This is a genomic window from Vulcanimicrobium alpinum, assembly GCF_027923555.1.
GTDB lineage: Bacteria > Vulcanimicrobiota > Vulcanimicrobiia > Vulcanimicrobiales > Vulcanimicrobiaceae > Vulcanimicrobium > Vulcanimicrobium alpinum.
In genome coordinates, this window is record NZ_AP025523.1 from 1,419,425 (window position 1) to 1,439,924 (window position 20,500).

The 20,500-nt window shown below is 63.9% G+C and carries 25 protein-coding genes and 3 pseudogenes; 25 read left to right on the plus strand and 3 right to left on the minus strand.

Going from position 1 to position 20,500, the window contains the following annotated elements; genetic code table 11:
• Window positions 1–62: 62 nt before the first annotated feature.
• From WPS_RS07085 to WPS_RS07105, 5 genes and pseudogenes are all read left to right on the plus strand, one after another.
• A complete protein-coding gene (locus WPS_RS07085) occupies window positions 63–668 on the plus strand; it encodes a hypothetical protein (RefSeq protein ID WP_317997135.1) in 606 nt (201 codons plus the stop codon).
• Window positions 669–701: 33 nt separating this feature from the next.
• Window positions 702–2,195: a cysteine--tRNA ligase gene (gene cysS / locus WPS_RS07090; RefSeq protein ID WP_317997136.1), complete on the plus strand. Its 1,494-nt coding sequence runs from the start codon at window positions 702–704 to the stop codon at window positions 2,193–2,195.
• On the plus strand, window positions 2,174–3,016 hold the full coding sequence (gene rlmB, locus WPS_RS07095; RefSeq protein WP_317997137.1) for a 23S rRNA (guanosine(2251)-2'-O)-methyltransferase RlmB: 843 nt from the start codon (window positions 2,174–2,176) through the stop codon (window positions 3,014–3,016). The genes cysS and rlmB overlap by 22 nt, the downstream gene beginning before the upstream one ends.
• Window positions 3,017–3,183: 167 nt before the next feature.
• On the plus strand, window positions 3,184–3,831 hold the full coding sequence (gene sigH / locus WPS_RS07100) for an RNA polymerase sporulation sigma factor SigH (RefSeq protein WP_317997138.1): 648 nt from the start codon (window positions 3,184–3,186) through the stop codon (window positions 3,829–3,831).
• A gap of 99 nt (window positions 3,832–3,930) precedes the next feature.
• Window positions 3,931–4,091, plus strand: a pseudogene (locus WPS_RS07105) (IS256-like element ISCARN59 family transposase); the annotation flags it as partial.
• 234 nt (window positions 4,092–4,325) lie between these two features.
• Here the strand turns inward: WPS_RS07105 and WPS_RS07110 are convergent.
• Window positions 4,326–4,952 (minus strand): ArsR/SmtB family transcription factor, encoded by a 627-nt coding sequence (locus tag WPS_RS07110; RefSeq protein WP_317997139.1) that lies wholly within the window; start codon window positions 4,950–4,952, stop codon window positions 4,326–4,328.
• 51 nt (window positions 4,953–5,003) lie between these two features.
• Here WPS_RS07110 and WPS_RS07115 point away from each other — a divergent pair, with 51 nt between their 5' ends.
• The 13 genes from WPS_RS07115 (at window position 5,004) to WPS_RS07175 (ending at window position 15,579) form a co-directional block, all read left to right on the plus strand.
• Entirely contained in the window at window positions 5,004–5,978 is a 975-nt protein-coding gene (locus tag WPS_RS07115) for a LysR family transcriptional regulator (protein WP_317997140.1), read from the plus strand.
• A 67-nt stretch (window positions 5,979–6,045) separates the two neighbouring features.
• Window positions 6,046–6,561 (plus strand): transposase, encoded by a 516-nt coding sequence (locus WPS_RS07120; RefSeq protein ID WP_317997141.1) that lies wholly within the window; start codon window positions 6,046–6,048, stop codon window positions 6,559–6,561.
• A 112-nt stretch (window positions 6,562–6,673) separates the two neighbouring features.
• Window positions 6,674–7,093, plus strand: a complete 420-nt coding sequence (locus tag WPS_RS07125) for a transposase (protein WP_317994494.1) — start codon at window positions 6,674–6,676, stop codon at window positions 7,091–7,093.
• Window positions 7,090–8,094: an IS3 family transposase gene (locus WPS_RS07130; RefSeq protein WP_317994493.1), complete on the plus strand. Its 1,005-nt coding sequence runs from the start codon at window positions 7,090–7,092 to the stop codon at window positions 8,092–8,094. Before WPS_RS07125 ends, WPS_RS07130 begins: the two co-directional genes overlap by 4 nt.
• 130 nt (window positions 8,095–8,224) lie before the next feature.
• Window positions 8,225–8,860 carry an IS256 family transposase gene (locus tag WPS_RS07135; RefSeq protein ID WP_422665026.1) on the plus strand — a complete coding sequence of 212 codons (636 nt, stop codon included), beginning with the start codon at window positions 8,225–8,227 and terminating at the stop codon, window positions 8,858–8,860.
• A 196-nt stretch (window positions 8,861–9,056) separates the two neighbouring features.
• Entirely contained in the window at window positions 9,057–9,404 is a 348-nt protein-coding gene (locus WPS_RS07140) for a cupredoxin domain-containing protein (protein WP_317997142.1), read from the plus strand.
• Between the two features lie 13 nt (window positions 9,405–9,417).
• Window positions 9,418–10,620, plus strand: coding sequence for a molybdopterin-dependent oxidoreductase (locus tag WPS_RS07145; RefSeq protein WP_405054917.1), 1,203 nt, complete (start codon window positions 9,418–9,420; stop codon window positions 10,618–10,620).
• Between the two features lie 32 nt (window positions 10,621–10,652).
• On the plus strand, window positions 10,653–10,973 hold the full coding sequence (gene sorB / locus WPS_RS07150; protein WP_317997144.1) for a SorB family sulfite dehydrogenase c-type cytochrome subunit: 321 nt from the start codon (window positions 10,653–10,655) through the stop codon (window positions 10,971–10,973).
• Window positions 10,974–11,181: 208 nt separating this feature from the next.
• On the plus strand, window positions 11,182–12,582 hold the full coding sequence (locus WPS_RS07155) for a cbb3-type cytochrome c oxidase subunit I (protein ID WP_317997511.1): 1,401 nt from the start codon (window positions 11,182–11,184) through the stop codon (window positions 12,580–12,582).
• On the plus strand, window positions 12,579–13,160 hold the full coding sequence (locus WPS_RS07160) for a cbb3-type cytochrome c oxidase subunit II (protein ID WP_317997145.1): 582 nt from the start codon (window positions 12,579–12,581) through the stop codon (window positions 13,158–13,160). Before WPS_RS07155 ends, WPS_RS07160 begins: the two co-directional genes overlap by 4 nt.
• A gap of 14 nt (window positions 13,161–13,174) precedes the next feature.
• Window positions 13,175–13,330, plus strand: coding sequence for a hypothetical protein (locus WPS_RS07165; RefSeq protein ID WP_317997146.1), 156 nt, complete (start codon window positions 13,175–13,177; stop codon window positions 13,328–13,330).
• A gap of 90 nt (window positions 13,331–13,420) precedes the next feature.
• Window positions 13,421–14,233, plus strand: a complete 813-nt coding sequence (locus WPS_RS07170; protein WP_317997147.1) for a c-type cytochrome — start codon at window positions 13,421–13,423, stop codon at window positions 14,231–14,233.
• 263 nt (window positions 14,234–14,496) lie between these two features.
• Window positions 14,497–15,579: a TDT family transporter gene (locus tag WPS_RS07175; protein WP_317997148.1), complete on the plus strand. Its 1,083-nt coding sequence runs from the start codon at window positions 14,497–14,499 to the stop codon at window positions 15,577–15,579.
• 22 nt (window positions 15,580–15,601) lie between these two features.
• On the opposite strand, the gene WPS_RS07180 is transcribed toward WPS_RS07175, so the two are convergent.
• Window positions 15,602–15,862: a hypothetical protein gene (locus WPS_RS07180; protein WP_317997149.1), complete on the minus strand. Its 261-nt coding sequence runs from the start codon at window positions 15,860–15,862 to the stop codon at window positions 15,602–15,604.
• Between the two features lie 365 nt (window positions 15,863–16,227).
• Here WPS_RS07180 and WPS_RS18365 point away from each other — a divergent pair.
• Window positions 16,228–16,533 (plus strand): annotated as a pseudogene (locus WPS_RS18365) (transposase); the annotation flags it as partial.
• On the opposite strand, the pseudogene WPS_RS07190 reads toward WPS_RS18365, so the two are convergent.
• Window positions 16,527–16,730: pseudogene (locus tag WPS_RS07190) on the minus strand (transposase); the annotation flags it as partial. The pseudogenes WPS_RS18365 and WPS_RS07190 sit on opposite strands and share 7 nt — an antisense overlap.
• Before the next feature lie 189 nt (window positions 16,731–16,919).
• On the opposite strand from WPS_RS07190, the gene WPS_RS07195 reads away from it, so the two are divergent.
• The 6 genes from WPS_RS07195 to soxA are packed head-to-tail and all read left to right on the plus strand — an operon-like array spanning window position 16,920 to window position 20,499.
• Complete coding sequence (locus tag WPS_RS07195) at window positions 16,920–17,867, plus strand: LysR family transcriptional regulator (protein WP_317997150.1); 948 nt, start codon at window positions 16,920–16,922, stop codon at window positions 17,865–17,867.
• 6 nt (window positions 17,868–17,873) lie between these two features.
• Entirely contained in the window at window positions 17,874–18,380 is a 507-nt protein-coding gene (locus WPS_RS07200; RefSeq protein WP_317997151.1) for a thioredoxin fold domain-containing protein, read from the plus strand.
• Entirely contained in the window at window positions 18,368–18,877 is a 510-nt protein-coding gene (soxX, locus tag WPS_RS07205) for a sulfur oxidation c-type cytochrome SoxX (RefSeq protein WP_317997152.1), read from the plus strand. Before WPS_RS07200 ends, soxX begins: the two co-directional genes overlap by 13 nt.
• The gene (soxY, locus tag WPS_RS07210) at window positions 18,874–19,338 is read left to right on the plus strand and encodes a thiosulfate oxidation carrier protein SoxY (protein WP_317997153.1); all 465 of its coding nucleotides are present in this window, start codon (window positions 18,874–18,876) and stop codon (window positions 19,336–19,338) included. Before soxX ends, soxY begins: the two co-directional genes overlap by 4 nt.
• Window positions 19,339–19,381: 43 nt before the next feature.
• Window positions 19,382–19,681: a thiosulfate oxidation carrier complex protein SoxZ gene (gene soxZ, locus WPS_RS07215; RefSeq protein WP_317997154.1), complete on the plus strand. Its 300-nt coding sequence runs from the start codon at window positions 19,382–19,384 to the stop codon at window positions 19,679–19,681.
• Window positions 19,678–20,499, plus strand: coding sequence for a sulfur oxidation c-type cytochrome SoxA (gene soxA, locus WPS_RS07220; RefSeq protein ID WP_317997155.1), 822 nt, complete (start codon window positions 19,678–19,680; stop codon window positions 20,497–20,499). Before soxZ ends, soxA begins: the two co-directional genes overlap by 4 nt.
• Window position 20,500 lies beyond the last annotated feature (1 nt).

Here is a 20,500-nt window from a genome sequence, read left to right on the forward strand (position 1 = left end):
GAGCCCGAGACGCCGCCCGAGGGCGAGGACGAAGAAGAGGGCTCATAGCGCCGCATCCCGTCGTGGATGACTCGACCTTCGCATCGTCGCCCAGGGAGCGCGCCCACGCGCTGCTCGCCGAGCGGATGCAGGCGCACCGGCTGTTGGAAGATCCGATCCCGGCGGCGGCGCATCGTTGGATCGACACCTTCCTCGATGCGTATCCCGGCGGCTTCTCGAGCGTCCGCGACGCGCTCGCCGCGGTCGCCGAGCTCCGCGACGAAGCCGTGACCCTCCCCGCGCTCGAACTCGAGCGCCTCCGTCATCGCCAGGTGCTGTTCTTTCTCGACGCCGTCTCGCAATATGTCGACGACCAGCCGGAGCTGCGCGGCCTCCCGCTCGATGCCGACCTCACGACGATCGGGAGCGAATTCGGGCTTGCGGCAGCGGACGCGCTCGGCGCGGTGCGGATGGCGCTCACCGGCAAAGCGGACGGCCCGCCGCTGGAGTTCCTCTTTCCTCTGCTCGGGCACGACCGCATCATGATCCGCATCGGTGCGGTGAGTTCGCACATCCTGCACGGCCGCGGACTGGAGCCGATCAAGTTCGGCCCCGGCGGCGTCCCCTTCGAAACGATCCAGCCGCAACGGCCCGGCGCGGAAACCGGCGAGCCGCACGAGGGGTCCTAGCACTCCGTGCCGGCGAACGCGATGCCCAACCCGATGGCTCTGCGGCTGTACAACACGCGAACACGACAGATCGAACCGTTCCGCACGCTGGAGCCGGGCCACGCGCGCATCTACGTTTGCGGTCTGACGCCTTCCGCCGAAGGCCATCTCGGACATGCGCGTTCGTTCCTGTTCTTCGACGTGCTGCGGCGCTATCTCGAGCACCCGCGCAACGGATACCGCGTGACGTTCGTGAAGAACGTGACCGACGTCGACGACCGTTCGATCGCGACGGCGAAGGCGGAAGGGACGACGTTCGACCGGGTGGTCGCGCGCTTTTACGACGCGTTTCGCGTCTCGATGCGCCGGCTCAACGTGCGCGAGCCCGACGCCGAACCGTACGCGACGCACTTCGTGCCGCAGATCGTCGCGATGATCGGCGAACTGATCGCGCGCGACTTCGCGTACGTGACCGACGACGGCATCTACTACCGCGTCGCAGCGTTTCCGCGTTACGGCGCGCTGAGCGGGAAGAACGTCGAGGAACTTCTCGTCGGCGCGCGGATCGCGGAGAACGAGCACAAGCACGATCCGCTCGACTTCGCGCTCTGGAAGTTCGCCAAGCCCGACGAGCCGCGCTGGGACTCGCCGTGGGGCGCGGGACGCCCAGGCTGGCATATCGAGTGCAGCGCGATGGCGCGCAGCCTGCTCGGCGTCCCCTTCGATCTGCACGGCGGCGGTTACGATCTGATCTTCCCGCACCACGAGAACGAGATCGCGCAGAGCGAGCCGCTGATGGACGCGCCGCCGATGGCGGTGATGTGGGCGCACGGCGGCCTGCTCAACTTCGAAGGCCGCAAGATGTCCAAGTCGCTCGGCAACTTCGAACCGCTCTCGGCGCTGCTCGACCGCCACGATCCGATGGCGATCCGGCTGCTCTTTCTCCAGACCGGCTACCAGAAGCCGATGAACTTCACCGAGGAGAGCATCGCCGGCGCGAAGGCCGCGCTCGAGCGGCTGCAGCGCTTCGCATTCCGCCTGCGGGCGGCCGGCGGCACCGCGACGGGCGAGCGGTCCGCGCATCCCGCGGCGGCGGAGTTCTTCGCCGGACTCGACCACGACATGGACACCTCGAGCGCGCTCTCGGTTCTCTTCAAGTTGGCGAACCAGGCGCAGGGGATCGTCGAGCGCGGCGAGGCCGCGGCGACGCTGGCGTTCGTGCGCGACGCGGCCGGGATTTTCGGGATCGCGCCGGCGTTCGACGACGCGGCGCTCGACGCGTTCGACGAGGCGCGCGCGGCGGAGGGCGCGCTTGCCGCGCTCGACGCGTCGTTCGTCGCCCGGCTCGCCGAACGCATCGGCGGCTCCGCCCACCTGAACGGCGACGGCCCCGAGGCCGCGATCGCCGCGGTGATCGCGGCCCGCAACGCGGCCCGCAAGGCGAAGGACTTCGCGTTGGGCGACCGCCTGCGCGATGCGCTCGCCGCCGAGGGGATCGTCCTCAAGGATTCCAAAGACGGGACGACGTGGACCGTCGCCGCCGGATAGGCGCGCAGCGTCCGGATCCAGGCCGGCGCGGGCCGCGGATCGACCTCGACGACGTGATCTACGGCGTGCACGCGGTCGACGAGATGCTCGTCGCCGGCGAGCCCCTGCGGCACATCCACGTCGGCGACGACCGCAAGAACGATCCGGTGCTGCGCAACCTGCTCGAGCGGGCCCGCGCCGCGAACGTCCCGGTCCGGTTCGAGAGCCGGGCGTACTTCGCGACCTTTCCCTATAAGGCGCATCAAGGCGTGGTCGCGTTCGGCGAACCGTTCGCCTACGGCACGCTCGAGGAAGCGATCGAATTGGGGAAGCGCGCGCGCCCGTCGCTCTACGTCGTCCTCGACCACGTGACCGACCCGCACAACGTCGGCGCGATCATCCGCTCCGCCGAGAGCGCGGGCGCGACGGCCGTCATCCTTCCCGAGCGGCGCAGCGCCGGCGTCAACCCGACAGTCCGAAAGTCGTCCGCGGGCGCGACCGCGTTCGTCCCCGTCGCTCGGGTCGCCAACGTCGCCCAGGCAATACGGACGATGAAGAAGGCGGGGATCTGGGTCTACGGCGCGGCGGTCGGGGCGGGGACGCGCCCGTACACCCGCGCCGCGCTCGACGGCGACGTGGCGCTGGTGATCGGGGCCGAGGGCGAAGGGATCTCGCAGCTCGTGAAGCGCGAGTGCGACGCCCTGGTCGCGATCCCGATGAGGGGACGGGTCCAGTCCCTCAACGCCTCGGTGGCGGCCGGGGTGCTTTTGTACGAAGCGGTCAGACAGCGCGACGCCGCCGCGGCGGCCCCGGAAGCCGACCAAGCGGCCGACGACGACTGAGGGGAGCGGCTCCGAATTCGGCGTCCTCCGGAGCGGTGCGTGGCTTGGAAAGCTCTCGCTCTGTGCTTGACCCTCTGGCAGGACCTCCCTATACTTAGACGGTCATGCACGGCTCGACGGGCTCCGGCCCGCGTTTTCGTGCTTGACCACCCGGCAAGGTAGGTTCAATGGCGCTCACGCAGCCCGCCGCCGAGGCCCTCGAATACCACGAGCGGCCGGACGAAGACCTCGTCTCAGCGGCGAAATCCGGCGACAATCTCGCCATGGAGTTCTTGCTCAACAAGTACAAGAACTTCGTACGGATCAAGGCCAAAAGTTATTTTCTTATCGGCGCCGACCGCGAGGACATCATCCAAGAGGGGATGATCGGCCTCTACAAAGCGGTCCGCGATTTCAAGGCCGACAAGCTGTCGAGCTTTCGTGCGTTCGCCGAGCTGTGCATCACCCGTCAGATCATCACCGCCATCAAGACGGCGACCCGCCAGAAGCACATCCCGCTCAACCAGTACATCTCGCTGAACAAGCCGATCTACGACGAGGACAGCGAACGGACGCTCCTCGACGTGATGCCCTCGCAGAAGACGTCCGATCCCGAAGAGCTCGTGATCAACCAAGAAGTCAGCGAAGACATCAAGGCGCGCATCCAGGAGAATCTCTCCGATCTCGAATCGCAGGTGCTTCTCTCGTATCTCGAAGGCAAATCCTATCAGGAGATGGCGCGCGACCTGAACCGGCACGTGAAGTCGATCGACAACGCGCTCCAGCGCGTGAAGCGGAAGATCGAAAAGAACCTGGCCGAAATCGAACTGCCTTGAAAGGACCTAGGGACGCGTAGCTGATCCGTCAGCCGACGTCTTCGAGGATCTCGACGGACATCCCGAAAGGCTCCGCATACGCGGGGCTTTTTCTTTTCTAACGAGGAGATCCGCCGGTGCGAGGGCGTGATCGAGTTTTTACAAACGGCGCATCGGCGCTGCGAATGATCGGCGCCCACCTCGCCGAGATCAGCGAGACTTGGCAAGAAAAGCTCTATCTCGACATGGGTGACTACCACGAATGGGTAGCTGAACAGAGTACGCCTAAGAAAGAGAGAACGTCAACGACCCAACGGTTCGCATCCAGCGATGCTGCGTCAATCCTGTGTGACGGATTTCGTGACGGAATCTGTGCCGATCTCAAATACCGGCTGTTTTGGACGGAGCAACCAGAGGGGGGCGTTGGCGTTATGCTCGGGCGACCAGGCGTTGCTCGCGTTGCACATATCAGCGAGCCCTAGGCTCAGGAGACGTGGACCCTCCCCCTGCAGCGGTCATGCTCCGATGTTCGCGATCTCGGACGGGCCGAGCGGAAGCACGTTCGCGTTGAAGCCACGGCGTCGAAGAACCGTAGCCGCCTCATCGGCCCACGCGCAAAACGCGCCGCGACAGTACACGAGCAGTTCGCGGTCTCGCGGCAAGCGCGGCCGCGAGCCGCGCGAGACTATGTGCTGCAGTGGTACGGAAACTGCACCCGGCAGATGCGCCGTTTCGAACTCGGCGCGCGGACGGACGTCGACGAGCACGGCGTGACCTGCGCGGCCCCGTGCCACGGCAGTGCGCATCGCGGCGTCCGCATCGCCGGCGACAAGAAAATCCGCGCCGAGCACCGTTGCGAGGACGGGGTTCGTTCCGATCGCGGTGTCGCGCAGGCTGCGGAGAAGTCCGGGAGAGAGGCCGGGGATCGTGCGATAAAAGATCCGGTTACCATCGCGGCGGCGGCGGACGAGGTGCGCACGCGCGAGCACGGCCAAGTGCCGAGACGCGTTCGGGATGCCGAGATCCGCCTCACCGGCGATATCCTCGACTGACCGCTCCCGCTGCGCCAGCAGTTCGAGCAGCTCCAGCCGGATCGGGCTGCCCAGCGCGATCCCCACTTTAGCGGCCTCGGTATACAGCAACGTCTTGCGCTCGCGGTGAGAGGTTTTCATGATGCCCTCGCACTATACTACTTGCGCAACAACGAAACTAGGAGCGGTCGATTTGTCTTTGTCATCGCCGCGTCGCTCACGACGACCTGGGCTAATGATTCGTCGGTGACGATCAATCTGAATCAGCTCGCGACGTTCGTACAGTTGGCGGAGAAACGCAATTTTACGCGGACCGCTGACGCGCTGCATCTGACACAGCCTGCCGTCACGCAACAGATTCGTGCGCTCGAGCGGGACCTCGGTGTGACGCTTGTCGACATCGTGGGGCGCCGCACGGAAATTACGGAGATCGGCGCGTTTGTCGCCGAACGCGGTGAGCTGCTGCTAAACCAAGTCGATACGCTCAGGCGTGACGTGCGCGAGCTCGCGGAGGCTCGGAGCGGGGTGGTGCACGTGGGCGCGACCGTCACGATCGGCGGCTATGTTCTCCCGGATCTCTTGGCACGGTTCGCTGAGCGGCACGAGGGCATCCGGGTCGAAGTCGCTGTGGAGAACACCACGACCATCGTTCCGATGGTGGCCGACGGCCGCGTCGGACTCGCCTTGGTGGAGGGCGTCGTCACCGACGCCTCACTTGAGGTCGTGCCCTTTGCCGATGACGAGCTCGTGCTCATCGTCGGCGAGTCGCATCGTCTGGCGCGCCGGCGATCCGTCGCGCCGAGCGACCTCGCCGATGAGTCGTTTGTCACCCGCGAAGTCGGTTCTGGGACGCGCGACTTGTTCGAGCGAGCCATGTGTTCGGCTGGGTTTGCACCCCGCATCGTTCTTGCGCTGCCCACGGGCGAAGGAATCGTCCGCGCCGTGCGCTGCGGGCTGGGTGTCGCGATGGTCTCGCGTATCGTCGCGGCTGACGCGATCGGCGCCGGAGTCGTCAAAGAGATCGACGTCCAAGGAGTTGAGCTTCGCCGGCGGCTGTTCTTGGTGCGCCGCAGCCTCCGGACGCGCTCGGCTGCCGCACGCGCCTTTGCGGATCTCGTCCTGGAAGGGAGCTCGTAACGATTTTCGGGGAAATTGAAAAAGAAGCGGCGTAGTCCCCGGTTGCTAACACCAAAGGAGCTACGCCTTGAAGAAAGTTTACCCCAAACCAGATCCCGTTGCCAAGCCCGAGCGCGACTTTTCAGTCGAACTGGACGAATTGTGCCGGGCCAAAGTCGCCGAACTCGTCCAATCGTACCTCGAAGCGGAGGTCGATGAGTTACTCGGCCGACTCCGTTACGAACGCCGAGACGGCAAGCGCATTGGTTTCCGCGATGGGCACGACCCCGAGCGGATGGTCACCGCGAGCATCGGCCCTATCGCGATCCGCCGTCCGCGCGTTCGCGGCGTTGCGCACGAGTCAGCGCTGATCCCCAAATACCGACGTCGGCTTCCGTCGATCGACAAGACGATCCATCAGCTGTGGATCGAAGGCCTCGCGCATCGCGATTTCGAGCCGACGCTGCGCGGATTACTCGGCGCAGAAGCTCCGCTTTCGGCTTCGACGATCGCTCGCGTGAACGCCGAGTTCGGCGCGGAGTACGACACGTGGAAGAAACGCCGCCTCCCCCCGTGTCAAGATAGAGTGGTACCGGTAGCATAGGGAGTTTTTTGTACAACGTTCGTCGCAGCAGCAGAGCTGTGGATAACGGGGATACTGTGGAAAACATCCGGAACGATGCAAAGCACGCGGGGGCGAGAAAGTCCTGCAACAGATGCAGTCCTCGAACGGAACCGTTTCAACGGAAATCAAGGCAACCAGTTCACCCCAAAAACCTCAGCGACGTCGGTTCTCCGCCGCCGAGAAGCTGCGCATCGTGCGCGAGGCTGATGCGCGTCCAGCCGGCACGATCGGAGCGTTTCTCCGGCGCGAAGGTATTTACTCATCGCAGCTCTATGCCTGGCGAAGGCAGCGCGATCAAGGCGACCTCGATCCAGGTGCGGTGCGCCAACGTGCAAAAGCCAAAATGCAAGCCGACGAGGTTGCGCAGCGGCTCAAAGAACTCGAGCGGGAAAACCGGAAACTCCGTCGCCAGTTGGCGCGCGCCGAGCTCATAAACGATATCCAAAAAAAATTTGCGGGGCTCCTGGGCGTCGATCTGGAGAGCCCCGAGACGAACGAGAACGCAGAATGAGTGCGGCGCTGGAACTTGCCCACGAGATTCCGCAGCGCGCGTTGTGCACTGCAGCGGGCATCAGCCGCTCGACGCTGCGGCGCCGCCTAAACGGCACGCCGGAACGACTTCCGTCCGTGATCTCGCGCCGGCGCTCGAGAAGAGCACTGAGCGAACACGAGCAAGCTGAGGTGCTCGCGGTGCTGCATGGCGAGCGGTTTGCCGATCGCGCGCCGGCGACGATCCACGCGACCTTGCTGGACGAAGGTATCTACCTGTGCTCGGTGAGCACGATGTACCGCCTGCTGCGAGCAAACGCGGAGGTGCGCGAACGTCGCCGTATTGCACGTCATCCGGAGTACCGTAAGCCCGAACTGGTGGCCACCGGTCCGCGTCAAGTTTTCTCGTGGGATATCACGAAGCTGCGCGGCCCGCACCCGGGTGAGTGGTTCTCGCTGCTGGTGATGCTCGACATCTTCAGCCGGTTTGTCGTCGGCTGGATGCTCGTGCATCGGGCCAACGCCGAACTCGCACGGCACTTCATCGCGCAGACGCTGGAACGTGAAGGCATCCAGCCCGGGCACGCGATCGTTCACGCCGATCGCGGCGCGGAGATGACGGCGCAACCCGTGTGCGCCCTGATGGACAAGCTCGGCGTCGTACGTTCGCACAGCCGTCCGCACGTTAGCGACGATAACCCCTTCTCGGAGTCCCAGTTCCGCACGCTGAAGTACCATCCCGAATTCCCCGATCGATTTGGGTCGTTTGAGCACGGGCACGATTTCGTTGGTGAGTTCATGACCTGGTACAACAACGAGCACCGGCACTCCGGAATCGCGATGCTGACGCCGGCAATGGTGCATCACGGCCAGGCGGACCGCGTGCTCGCCGCCAGACACGACGTGATGCTCGCGGCTTACCGCGCCAAACCGGAACGATTCATCGGCGGATCGCCAAAGCGGATCGTGTTACCGCCCGCGGTGTGGATAAATCCGCCCGCTCACGACGGGGTCGCCGTGTAGGCGCTCACAAAAAGCAGATGACTAACAGGACCAAACACCTTGACAGATTCCGCCTCGATGGCAATCGCTACGTGTACCTGTGGGTCGACGGCATCCATCTTGGCGCCGGCCCCGCTGACGACGGCGCGTGTTGCTCGTGGTGATTGGGGCAGATGCCGATGGCACCAAGCATTTGGTGGCCCTCGACGATGCGATGAGTGAGAGCGAACTGAGTTGGACGGAGCTTTTCGAAGACCTTAAAAAGCGCGGTTTACACATGCCGCAACTCCTCATCGCCGACGGCGCAAACGGGTTATGGGCTGCTGCCGGGAAGGCACTTCCCAACACGCGACAGCAACGGTGCTGGCTGCACAAAGTACGCAACGTCTTGGACAAGCTTCCCGAGAAACAGAAGCCGCGCGTCCATACCGAACTGCGATGCATCGTAAACGCGCCGAGCGAGACGGAAGCGCGCGATCGGATCGAGGCGCTCGCGAAAACATTGCAGCGAGATTACCCCAAAGCCGCCGCATGTATCCGCGATGACGTCGATCGCATGGTGACGTTCTATCGCTTTCCGTCGAGCAGTTGGAAAAGCTTGCGAACGACCAATCCGATCGAATCGATCTTCGCTTCCGTGCGATTACGAACCGAAGCTGCGAAGCGATTGCGTACCGGAAGCTCCGCGACGTACTTGGTGTTCAAGCTCGTTCAACGCCTCTCTGGCAGCTGGCGACGCATCAACGGATACCAATCCATAACCCTTGAAAACGCCGAAGCGGCGTGAGATACTCATGATGCCGGTGCTACGCCGCCAAACCAATGTCCCCGATAATCGGCACGACCTCCCTGGAAGGCCGGGTTGCCTCTACCGTGCAGCTATAAGGGAAACTATGCACGCTCCGTAAGAATGCTACTTGGACTTTGCTCGAAGCGTACTCTATCATCGATGCGGACCACTTCGACCCGAGAGGAACCTCCGTTTGAACCGTATCGCCCTCGTCGCCGGCCTCGTTGCCGGCTCCCTTGTGCTCGCCGCGCCTGCCTTCGCGCGTGACGTCGACATCACGGCCAACGGTCACACGTTTGCCTTCTCGCCCAACGTCGTGACGCTCAAGAAAGGCGTTCCGACGACCCTCCATTTCAAGGCGACGCCGGGGGCGCCGCACGGGCTTGCGGTTCCGGGCATCGGTCTCGCCAACACCGTGATCACGTCCGCGGGAACGACCGTCACCGTCACCCCGAAGAAGGCCGGTACGTTTCCCGCGAACTGCACGATCGTCTGCGGCGCGGGCCACGACCACATGGCAATGAAGTTCGTCGTGAAATAGGGAAGCGCCAGTGATGCTTTCGTCTCGTCGCTCGTTCTTAGCCGCGTCCGGTGCGGCTGCGTTGACCGGCGCTCTCGCGGCGCCGGCATCCGCCGAAAAGATCGTGCGCGGCGTCTTCGTCAACGGGGACCGTCCGCTCGTCGCGTTTCCGCAGAAGCGGGCGCTGATGGTGCTCACGCCGCGTCCGCCTCAGCTGGAGACGCCGTTTGCGGTGTTCGACGAGGGCGTCTTCACGCCGAACGACGCGTTTTTCGTGCGCTGGCATCTTTCCGATATCCCGACGAGCATCGATGCGGCGAAGCACCGCATCCGCGTGACGGGTGCGGTCGACAAGGCGCTCTCCCTGTCGATCGCGGATTTGCGGCGGATGCCGTCGGTCGAGATCGCAGCGGTGAATCAATGCTCCGGTAACAGCCGCGGCTTCTTCGATCCGCGTCCAGCGGGCGGACAGTGGCAGAACGGCGCCATGGGCAACGCGCTATGGAAGGGCGTTCGGCTCAAGGACGTCCTATCGCGCGCCGGGCTGAAAGCCGATGCGAAACAGGTTCAGTTCAACGGCCTCGAACGCCCCGCGCTGCCGGCTACGCCGGACTTCAAAAAGTCGCTCGACGTTGACATCGCGCGCGGCGAAGACGTCATCGTCGCCTATGAGATGAACGGCAAGCCGATGCCGCTGCTCAACGGATACCCCGTGCGCCTTATCGTGCCGGGTTGGTATTCGACGTACTGGGTCAAGATGCTCAGCGACATTACGGTGCTCGACCACGTCGACGATCAGTTCTGGATGAAGACCGCGTACCGCATCCCCGACACGCCCAACCACAGCGTCTCGCCTACGGATAAAGATTACCCGACGGTTCCAATCAATCGGATGGTCGTCCGGTCGTTCGTCACAAACGTGACTGACGGGCAGTCCATGAAAGCCGGCCGTACTACTGTTCGCGGAATTGCGTTCGACGGCGGCAGCGGGATCAAGTCGGTCGAGATCTCCTCGGACGGCGGCACGACCTGGGCGCCCGCCGCACTCGAGCGCGATTTTGGAAAGTATTCGTTTCGGCGTTGGAACGCCGACGTCGCACTCGAGGGCGGCAAGAGCTACACGTTCGCCTGTCGCGCCGTCGCAAACGACGGAGACACGCAAACCGCCACCCCGATCTGGAACCCCGGAGGATACATGCGCAACGAGATTCAGACCTACAAAGTGACGGTCACGTGAAGGCCCTCGCTATCGCATCGGCACTTGCCGTCGTGCCGCTCGTCGCCGTTGCGGCCACGCCGGCGCCCTATCCGGCTGTAAAGGCCAAGCCCGCTGCTGCGAGCTCGAAGGTGACAATCGCAATGCCGGGCGATCTTTCGTTCCAGTTCAAGCCCGGTGCCGGCTCGCAAGTTGCGGCGACATATTGCTTGACGTGCCACTCATCGGCCTACGTGTCGACGCAGCCTCCGCTCGATAAAGCCCACTGGGCGGCGGAGGTGACGAAGATGCGTAAGGCTTATGGTGCGGCGATCCCCGACAAAGACGCCGAAACGATCGTGGACTACCTCACGGCGACATACGGAAAGTCGTAGGGCGTTCACGGTCTGAGCCAACGTACCCTAAGCGGCAACGACGACCGCGAGCCCGATGCTCAGCACGAACCAGCTGAACGAGTGCGGCGTTGGTCGACGATGTGATCGGGCGAACGCACCGGTTTCCCAGCGGACCGCCCGCGCAATTCGGGCGGGAGACTTCCGGCGAGGAATGCGGCGGCTCTCTTAAGTGTCAGCGAGGTTATTGGTGCGGGATCTACGGTCGTATTCGGGCGAACCGGGAAGCCGAGGTGTCGTCGAGGATGCGCAGATTTTCGCCGCGTTCACGATCTCGGCGACCATGTGGCTTCTCATAACGACAGCCGCGGGACTTATCATCAGCTTCAAATACAGCTACCCCGACCTATTCACGAGCCCGTGGTTTTCGTTCGGGCGGTTGCGGGCCATCCACACCAACGGTACGTTCTACGGGTGGGCGTCGATGGCGCTGGTCGGCTGCGCGATATGGGTGGCGGCCCGGTCGAGCGGCGTGAACGTCAAAAGTCCGCGCGTCGCGTGGCTCTCTCTCTGGCTCTTCAACGTTGCGGCGTTGGTCGGTACGATCACGCTCGACCTGGGTTTGAACAACGGCAACCAAGAGTACCGCGAGTGGATCTGGCCGGCGGCCGTACTGTTTCTGTGCGCGCTCCTCTCAGCGCTAGTCGTCGTTTTCCGCACGGTGGCGTCTCGGATCGGCGACGATATCTACATCGCAAATTGGTACACGATCGGCGGGTTCATCTTCACGATCATCTTGGGCGTAACCGCAGGTGTGCCGTGGTATCAGCACGGCTTGGGCCAGGTGGCGCTTCAAGGGTTCTACATGCACAACGCCGTCGGCATGTGGTTTACGTTCCTTGCGCTCGGTACGACCTACTACGCGCTGCCGAAGCTTCTGAATCGGCCGATCTACTCCTATGCCTTGGGCGTGCTCGGATTTTGGACCAACCTGCTGTTCTATCCGGTGATCGGCGCGCATCACTACGAGTTCTCGCCGTTGCCGTGGTGGTTCCAGACGTTGGCGATCGTCTTCTCCGTCGGAATGCTCGTCCCGGTCTGGGCGGGCAGCGGCAATTTCTTTCTGACGATGCGTGGGCGTTGGGGGACTGTCCGGCGATCCTATGCGCTCCCATTTCTTGCTGTGGGCATCGGATACTACTTCGTCGGCTCGACGCAAGGCACGATCGAAGCGTTTCGGTCGCTGCAGAACATCTGGCACCTGACGTCGTTTACGGTCGGACATTCGCACGCCACCATGTACGGTTTCATCACGTTCGTCGCATGGGGAGCGATCTACGGTCTCCTGCCGAGCGCAACCGGTAAGGAGCCGCCAAGAATTGCGGTAGGAATTCATTTTTGGCTGGCGTTTATCGGAGTTACCGGGTACGTCGTCGTCCTGTCCATTGCCGGGACGGAGCAGGGGCTGCGCTGGGCGAGCGGCGACCCGTTCATCGCTTCGGTCGAAGCTGCTGCGCCCTTGTGGCTGGCGCGCGCGGTGACGGGAACGATGATGTTCGCGGCTCATCTCGTCTTCGCATACAACGTTTGGCGGATGACCGCGCCGCGCCACGTCGTCGCGCCGTCCGGGCTACGAGGAGCTACCGTGTGAGGACCGGGATGAACAACCTCGGGATTCTCGCGGGAAGCGCCTTCTTCACGTATCTCGCGCTCGCGATTGCGATGGGCGTCTTCCCCGGAGCTGCCCTTTCCGCGACCAAGCCGGGACCGGGCGTCGTTCCGTTGAGTGCGCAGGAGGCGCGCGGCCGCGACGTCTATGTCGCCGAAGGCTGCTCCTACTGCCACACGCAGCAGGTCCGTCCGTTGGCTCAGGACGGAGTGTGGGGCCGTCCCTCGACCGCCGGCGACTACGCGCACGACACCCCGCAATTGTTGGGAACGGAACGCACAGGTCCCGATCTCTCCAACATCGGCGCACGGCAGCCGAGCGATGTATGGCACCTCATCCATCTCTACCAGCCGCGCTCGCTGGTGCATGCCTCGATCATGCCGCAATATCCGTGGCTGTTCGCGGTCAAGGTACGGGCGGATGCCGGCGACGTCACGGTCGCCGTTCCGCCCGGATATGTTGCGCCGAACTCGACGGTCGTCGCGACGCAGAGTGCGCTCGACCTGGTCGCGTATCTCAAATCGCTCAAGCAGAAGCCGCTCCCGACGGCCGCGCCATGACGATGCACCCGGCGATGTTCGATCCGAGCGATGCCGTCGGCACGGCCATCGTGATCGCCGGCGCCGTCGCGACGGCGTTGTCCTTCGTGCTGGCGGTTCGTTACACGGCGTGGCCGCGCGAAGACGATCCGAATCACCCCAAGCACGTGATCCTTAGCGAGGATCGCTGAATGGATGCATCGCATGGGCAGCGCGACGTCGCACGGCTCGACGCGTTTATCGACGACGCGCAAGAGCCGTTCCAACGCGTCGTTCCCCCGGTGACGATCACGCTGGACACAACCTTACTTGACGACGGCGACCACGTGTTGCGGCTCGAAGCGTACGATGCACTTGGTCACGTGGGCCGGCGAACGATTCCGTTCGTCGTGCAGAACGGGCCCGGGATCACGATCACCGGTTTGCGTGCGCGTGATCGCGTCGCCGGAACCGTCGACCTGGCGCTCAACGCGTTCAGCGGCGAAGAGCCGTTCGACTCGATCCGCGCCGAATCGCGTGGGCCGATTCCGGTCTGGACGTGGGTGATGATCCTCATCGTCGCGGGCTGGGCAGGATGGTACGGCTTAGCGTTGTTCGCGACGCCGGCGGTATATGCGTCGACGCCGACCTACGAGGAGCATCCCGTCGAACCCGCTGCTGCGGCGGGGAACGCGTCCGCGACGCCGCCTCAGAATCCGGTCGCTGCCGCCCAAGCGCCATTGACGACCAAGGCCGCTCCGCGCGGCTCCGGCAAGGGATCCGCCGGCGGCTTCGACTTCGCTTCCACCGGGCCGCAGTTGTACACGCAAAACTGCTCGGCGTGCCACGGTGCAAGCGGCGCGGGAATACCCGGAGCGTTCCCCGCCCTCGCGGCGGACCCGGTTGTCAACGCGACGAATCCCGCCGAGCACATAGCGATCCTCTTGCGCGGGCTAAAAGGAAGGGCCATCAAGGCAGTTACGTATTCGAGTCAGATGCCGGCGTTTCCGCAGCTGTCCGACGCCGACATCGCTGCGATCGTCGACCATGAACGAACGTCATGGGGAAACCAGGCGCCGGTGGTCACTCCGGCAGATGTCAAGCGCGCGCGTTGACCTATCCGATGTTCTCACGATCCGCATTTTCTGGTAGAGCTCTATGTCATCGCTCGGGCACCCGGTTCAGTCAACGATTGTGAGAGCAATTCGCCACGAGTGCGCTGAGCAAGCCAAGACAACCGTATGTACCTGCCAAGAGCCCACAAAACATAACTATTAGTAATTAAATAGCAAACATACCATACTTGGACTTATTTAGGAATTTGCGCTAGGCTGGGAACATGATCGCTCCGGCGGGTAGCCCTCGATTCGCCCACGTTATGTCCACCGCGATACTCGCTGCGGGCCCCGGCTGGTTCACGAGCGTGATGGGAACCGGAATTCTCGCGATCACGCTCACCGTTGCCCCGGTGCAACTTCCGATCGTGCGTCATCTCGGTGCGGTGCTGTTTGCGATCGATGTCGCGATGTTCGTTGGTTTCACACTGCTGTGGACGATCGGCATCGCGCGCAGTCCTCGCACCGTGACCGAATCTTTGCACGATCCGGCGCGGGCGCAGACCTGGGGCGCGCCGCCGATGGCGTGCTTCACCGTCGCCGTCGGCTTTCTTCGGATAGCGAGCGGCGCAATCGATGCGGCAGCCTCTGTCGAAATCGCGCAAGCACTTTTCGTCGCCGGCGTCGTATTGAGCCTTTGGAGCGCGTTCCTCGTTCCCTACCTGATGTTCACTCGGCACGAGTTGACCCCACAGCGCGCCTACGGGAGTTGGTTGTTGCCGGTCGTCCCGCCAATCGTCGCGTCGGTGCCGGCTGCGCTCCTCTCTCCGACGTGGCCTGAATCAATGCGCGGCTCGATGCTGGGACTGGCCTACGCATTGTTGGGTCTCGGAGTCGCTCTTGCCGCGATCATCATCGTGATCTTTTACACGCGTCTGCTCTATCACAAGATCCCCGAAGCGGCAGTCGTCCCGACGATGTGGATCGTCGTTGGCCCGCTCGGCCAATCCGTCGCCGGAATCATCGCACTCGGGACCGTCTCGGCAAGCGTCTGGCCCGAACTCGGACACGGTCTTTACGTCGCGGGCGTCGCGTTCGGGCTGCTGGTGTGGGGTTTCGGCGTCTATTGGCTGCTGATGGCGCTCGCCGTCACGGTACGGGCTGCGCGTAAACACCTTCCGTTCTCGCTCGGTTGGTGGGCCTTCACGTTCCCCGTCGGTACGCTCACGTCTGGAAGCTACGGCCTGTACGCCGCCACCCATGCAGCCGTGTTCGACGTCGTCGGCTTGCTGCTGCTCGGCCTACTCGCCACGACATGGTCGATCGTCGCCGTACGCAGTCTGCGTTCGATTGCTGTTACGATGCGCTTCGCGAAGAGCCCAAGCTCACGTCTGGCAACCGCCTGAACCGCATCGCTGGAATGCGTAGTTATTGCGGCGATCCGTCGTCCGCGGGTTGACGCGGGCGCGGTGAACCGATGACGCCGCCGTCCTCGCCGCGAACGAGCCGGCCGCCGGCTTCTTCGAGCACGCGCGCCGCGTCGCCGATGATTCCGGTCCAGCCGGCGATCACGACGACGCCGTCGGCGGGCATCTCACGCTGCAGGCGACGAGCGACGTCATCCGCGACACCGTGATCGGTGAGCGCGGAATAGAGCGTTTCCCCGCCGTCGCCGGAAAATAGCCGCACGAACGATTCGAACCATCCCCCGCCCCGCTCCCGAACGACTTGCGAAAACGCGCCGTCATCCCGCAACGCTCGCGTCACACCGAGCCACGCGTTCTTGAAACCGGCATCGTGAAGTTTGGCGAGTGCCTTGACCCCCTCGGCCTCGCTCCGGAACAACGCCGCGATGGATCGTGGCTGATCCACGTAGCGATCGTCCTGTTTCCGGCCCGATGAATCGGCCGACGTATCATTGCTATCCATAGTGAGGATGTAGATACCTCCTGGCGGAGTCCGCGGGCGAGTGTAAAATCGAGTAGCTGAGGCCCGGAAATTAAGGGGCCATCGAGCGAACGGAGTGAGTGCTTGACGCTCTTCCTGGAGGCTCGATGGCTAAAGAAAGTGTACCCCCCTCGGCGCTCGTCGACAACCTGGTCGCGGTCGTTTCCGAACCCCAGCTCGCCGACTTGCGGGAGCTCTTGGCGCTGGTCCTGGACCGAGCCATGCAACTCGAAATCGAACAGCGGGCCGGCGCCGGCCGCTACGAGCGCAGCGACGAACGCCGGACGTATCGCAATGGCACTCGGCCGCGGCGCTTCGATACGCGGCTGGGAACCCTTGATCTGGCCGTACCGAAGCTCCGGTTCGGCGGCTACGTGCCGGCGTTCCTTGAGCGCCGATCGCGCAGTGAACGCGTCTCCCATTGGCGCTCGCGGAAGCCGTTGCGGGCGTTCTGTCGGCCGGGGCCGCGCTCGCCGTAGGGCAAGCCGCAGAGTTCCTCAACATCGATCTCCATGATCCGCTGCCCGGCGTACTGGAGCATCTCGCGAACGAAGTCGACGTCGCCGCCCTTTTCGACGAGCTCGGAAAGTGCGATACTGGGTTTGGCCATCGTGGATCCCTTTCGGTCGGTTATTTGTTGCAAAAACAACCTTCGCCGAAAGCCACGATGGCCGCTCTCTATGCTACAAGGGCGACCCTCTCATACACCACGGGCCGGGACACGATCGCATCGCCGGCATTTGACGACGGATCGCCGGGAACGTCGTGGCCGGACCAAAACGGCTGCTGTGGGGTATATATGGATCGATCTCGGCGCGATGATTTGGCCTCGTCGCTCAACTGTGCGCTCTTGCGGACGTTCACGTGTGTCGCGGAGCTGGGGAGCATGACGCGCGCCGCCGAAGCGCTCTACCTCGCGCAGTCGGCCGTCTCGACGCACGTTGCCACCCTGTCGTCACACGCGGGTGGCCCGCTGTTCGAACGCCGTGACGGAAAGCTGGTCCCGACGCCGCTCGGCCGGATCCTGTACGACGAGGCGTGCGAGATCTTGGCGTGGGTGAGCGCATTGGAACACCGGCTGCGCGAGGCGATCGCCGCGGATTCGCGGCGCATCGCGGTGTCGTGCACGCGGACAGTGTGCGAGACGTCGGTCGCCCGGATCGTCTCGCTCTTCGCCCGAGCCCATCCGGGCCTTCCCTTGGGGATTACGAGCGGTACGGTTAAGGACGCGGAGATGCGTCTGCGCACCGGCGAAAGCCACGTCGCGCTCGTCGAGGGCGACGTCGAGATGCGAGGCGCTCAGCTCGCGCCGTTTCATATCGACCGGCTTCTGGTGGCCGTACCGGCGCGTCACGCGCTCGCAGGCCGCACGACGGTCACGCTCGACGAGGTTGCTCGGTATCCGTTCGTGTTGCGCGATCGAACGTCCGGGACGCGGCTGTTGATCGAGCAGCGCTTGGGCCGCCGTTTCAAACGGCTTGAGATCGCATTCGAGCTCGAGGGGAACGCGGAAGTGGTCTCGTGCGTGGAAGCGGGCATCGGTCTCGCGCTCCTGTCCGAAACTGCCGTGTCCGGCGCGCTGGCGCTTGGGACCGTCGCCACGATCGCGCTTGCGGACATCGATCTCTCGCGCACGTTTCACGTTGCAATCCCGAGAGACCGTACGATTCCGGAAGGCGCCGCGTGCTTCGCGGACTGGCTTACGAGCCGCTACGCGAAGGCTCGTCAAGATCTCGTATCCGCGTAGCCATCGGTGTCGCCGCCGGTCTATCTCGATTTTCGATGGCGGCCATCATATTTCTCAATGCCCGTTCGCGAGGCAGCGGTCCGTGCCGCAGCCAACGACACCCGACGAATGTCGCATGCGAAGTTTCGAGCAATCACATGCCTGGTTGCTTTTTTCGCCGTCGTGCTGATGTCTGGCGCTAAAGCCGCTGTCTCGTTACCGGCGCGCGACCAATTGGTCATGTTCGAGCAGGAAGGCTGCCCGTACTGCGCCGCGTGGAACCGAGATGTCGGCAATGTGTATTCGAAAAGCGACGAAGGGAAAGCGTTTCCGCTTCGCCGGGTCGACATCCATCACACTCGCCCCGCCGATCTCCGGGCCGTCGGCAGCGTGCGGTTCACGCCGACGTTCGTCGTGATGCATTGCGGCCGCGAGTTCGCTCGAATCACGGGATACCTCGGCAACGAACAGTTCTGGGGGCTTCTCGACCAAAGCGTCCGTTCGATCAAGGAGTCGTCGGCGTGCGCTTCGTGAACGGAATCGCGCGTTCGTGGAAGGTGGTCGTTCCGGCCGTGGGGCTGTCGCTGACGCCGATTTGGGGCGCGGTTGCACAGCCCGCGCCGGACACGACGCCCGCACCGATCGTCTCGTATCGCGTCGTTGCCGACGGCGTCCCCGAGTCGCTCACGGGACGGCCGGGCGACCCGGTCGAGGGCCGTAAGGTCGTCGAAGACCGCAAACTCGGCAACTGTCTGAGCTGTCATGCGTTCCCGTTTGCCGCCGAGGACCCGGGCAACATCGGGCCGGATTTGCAAGGCGTCGGCGCGCGGCTCAGCCCCGCCGAATTGCGGTTGCGGGTGGTAAACATGAAAGTTCTCGACCCGCAGACGATCATGCCCGCGTACTACCGCGTCGCCGGCTTGCGCGACGTCGGCAAGGCGTTCGGCGGCAAGCCGATTCTCACCGCCCAACAAGTCGAGGACGTCGTTGCGTTCCTCGCAAGCACCAAATCGACGGGAGCCAAGCGATGACCGATCCATCTTTAAGCAGGCGCGGTGCGATCGCGCTGGCAAGCCGCGGCTGCGTTATCGCGCTCGCCGCGTGCCTATTCCCCACAGAGGCCTGGGCGTCGCCGAGCGAAGCGAAAGCCTTGCTGGCGACCCTCGGCCCGGGCGCGCTTCAGCCTGGGAAGGTGACGATCGGGGCCCCCGAGATCGCGGAGAACGGCAACACGGTTCCGATCATGATCGACGTCGACAGCCCGATGACCGACGCGAGCTACGTCAAGACGATCATGATGGTCGCCGACGGAAACCCGCTGCCCGGCGTCGCGCGCTTCGAGCTCTCGCCGGCGAACGGCCGCGCGCACGTGGAGTTCCGCATCCGGCTCGCGCAGACGCAAAACATTACCGCGGTCGCGCTCATGAGCGACGGCACGATGTGGACCGCGACGAAAAACGTCAAGGTCACCATCGGCGGCTGCGGCGGATAGAGAGGAAACGGCAATGGCTTCAAACGTCGAATCGCGCCTACGCGTGCCCACCACCGCGAAAAAGGGCGACATCATCGACATCAAGACGCTGATCTCGCATCCGATGGTATCGGGCCAAGCGAAAGACGCCGCCGGCAAGATCATCCCGCGCGACATCATCAATACGTTCACGTGCACGTTCAACGGCAAGCAAGTGTTCGCGATGAAGCTCGAACCGGCCATATCCGCTAACCCGTTCATCTCGTTCCCCGTCAAGATGACCCAGGACGGTACGTTCGACTTTCAATGGGTCGACGACAACGGCCAGGTCTACAAAGACTCCGCCAAAGTCACCGTGACGTGAGCCTGCGACCAGGCGTCCTGCCGGCGGCTGCCGCGACCGCGTTTGCACTCACGATGGTCTTCGGCATCGCATTGCTCGTGCGTTCGCAGACGCAGGGCGATCTGGGGAAGTACACCGTCGGCAACAAGAAGTCGGGCTACGTCTACGCGACACCGCAGACGCGGGCGATGCAAGATGATGACTTCCAGAACCCCGGATTCTTATGGATCGACAAGGGTAAGGCGCTGTGGAACAGTGTCGACGGCGGCGCAGGAAAGTCGTGCGCGTCCTGCCACAACGCCGCGGAAATCTCGATGAAAGGCGTCGGTGCGAGCTATCCCAAGTATGACGCAAAGGCCGGTCACGTCATCGACATCGAGCAGCGCATCGGCATGGAACGCGAGCGCATGGGCGCCGCGCCGTGGGCGTGGGAGTCGGAGCAGTTGCTGGCGATGACCGCATATCTTAAGCTGCAGTCCCGCGGCATGCCCGTGGACGTATCGAGCGACGGGCCGGCGCATGGGGCATGGCAACAGGGAAAAACGTTCTACGAGACGCGGCGCGGCCAGCTCGACATGGCGTGCGCGCAGTGCCACGTGCAGAACAACAACCGCAAGCTGCGCACGGAGACGCTGAGCCAAGGGCAGACGAACGGGTTCCCGACGTACCGGTTGAGCTGGCAAACGCTCGGGTCGGTCCAGCGCCGCTTCCGCGAGTGTAACGAGCAGATCCGGGCGGAACCGCTCCCGTACGGCTCGCCACAGTACGTCGCGCTCGAGCTATACCTCGCGTCAACCGGAAACGGGCTGCCGGTCGAAGCGCCGTCGGTACGGAAATAGG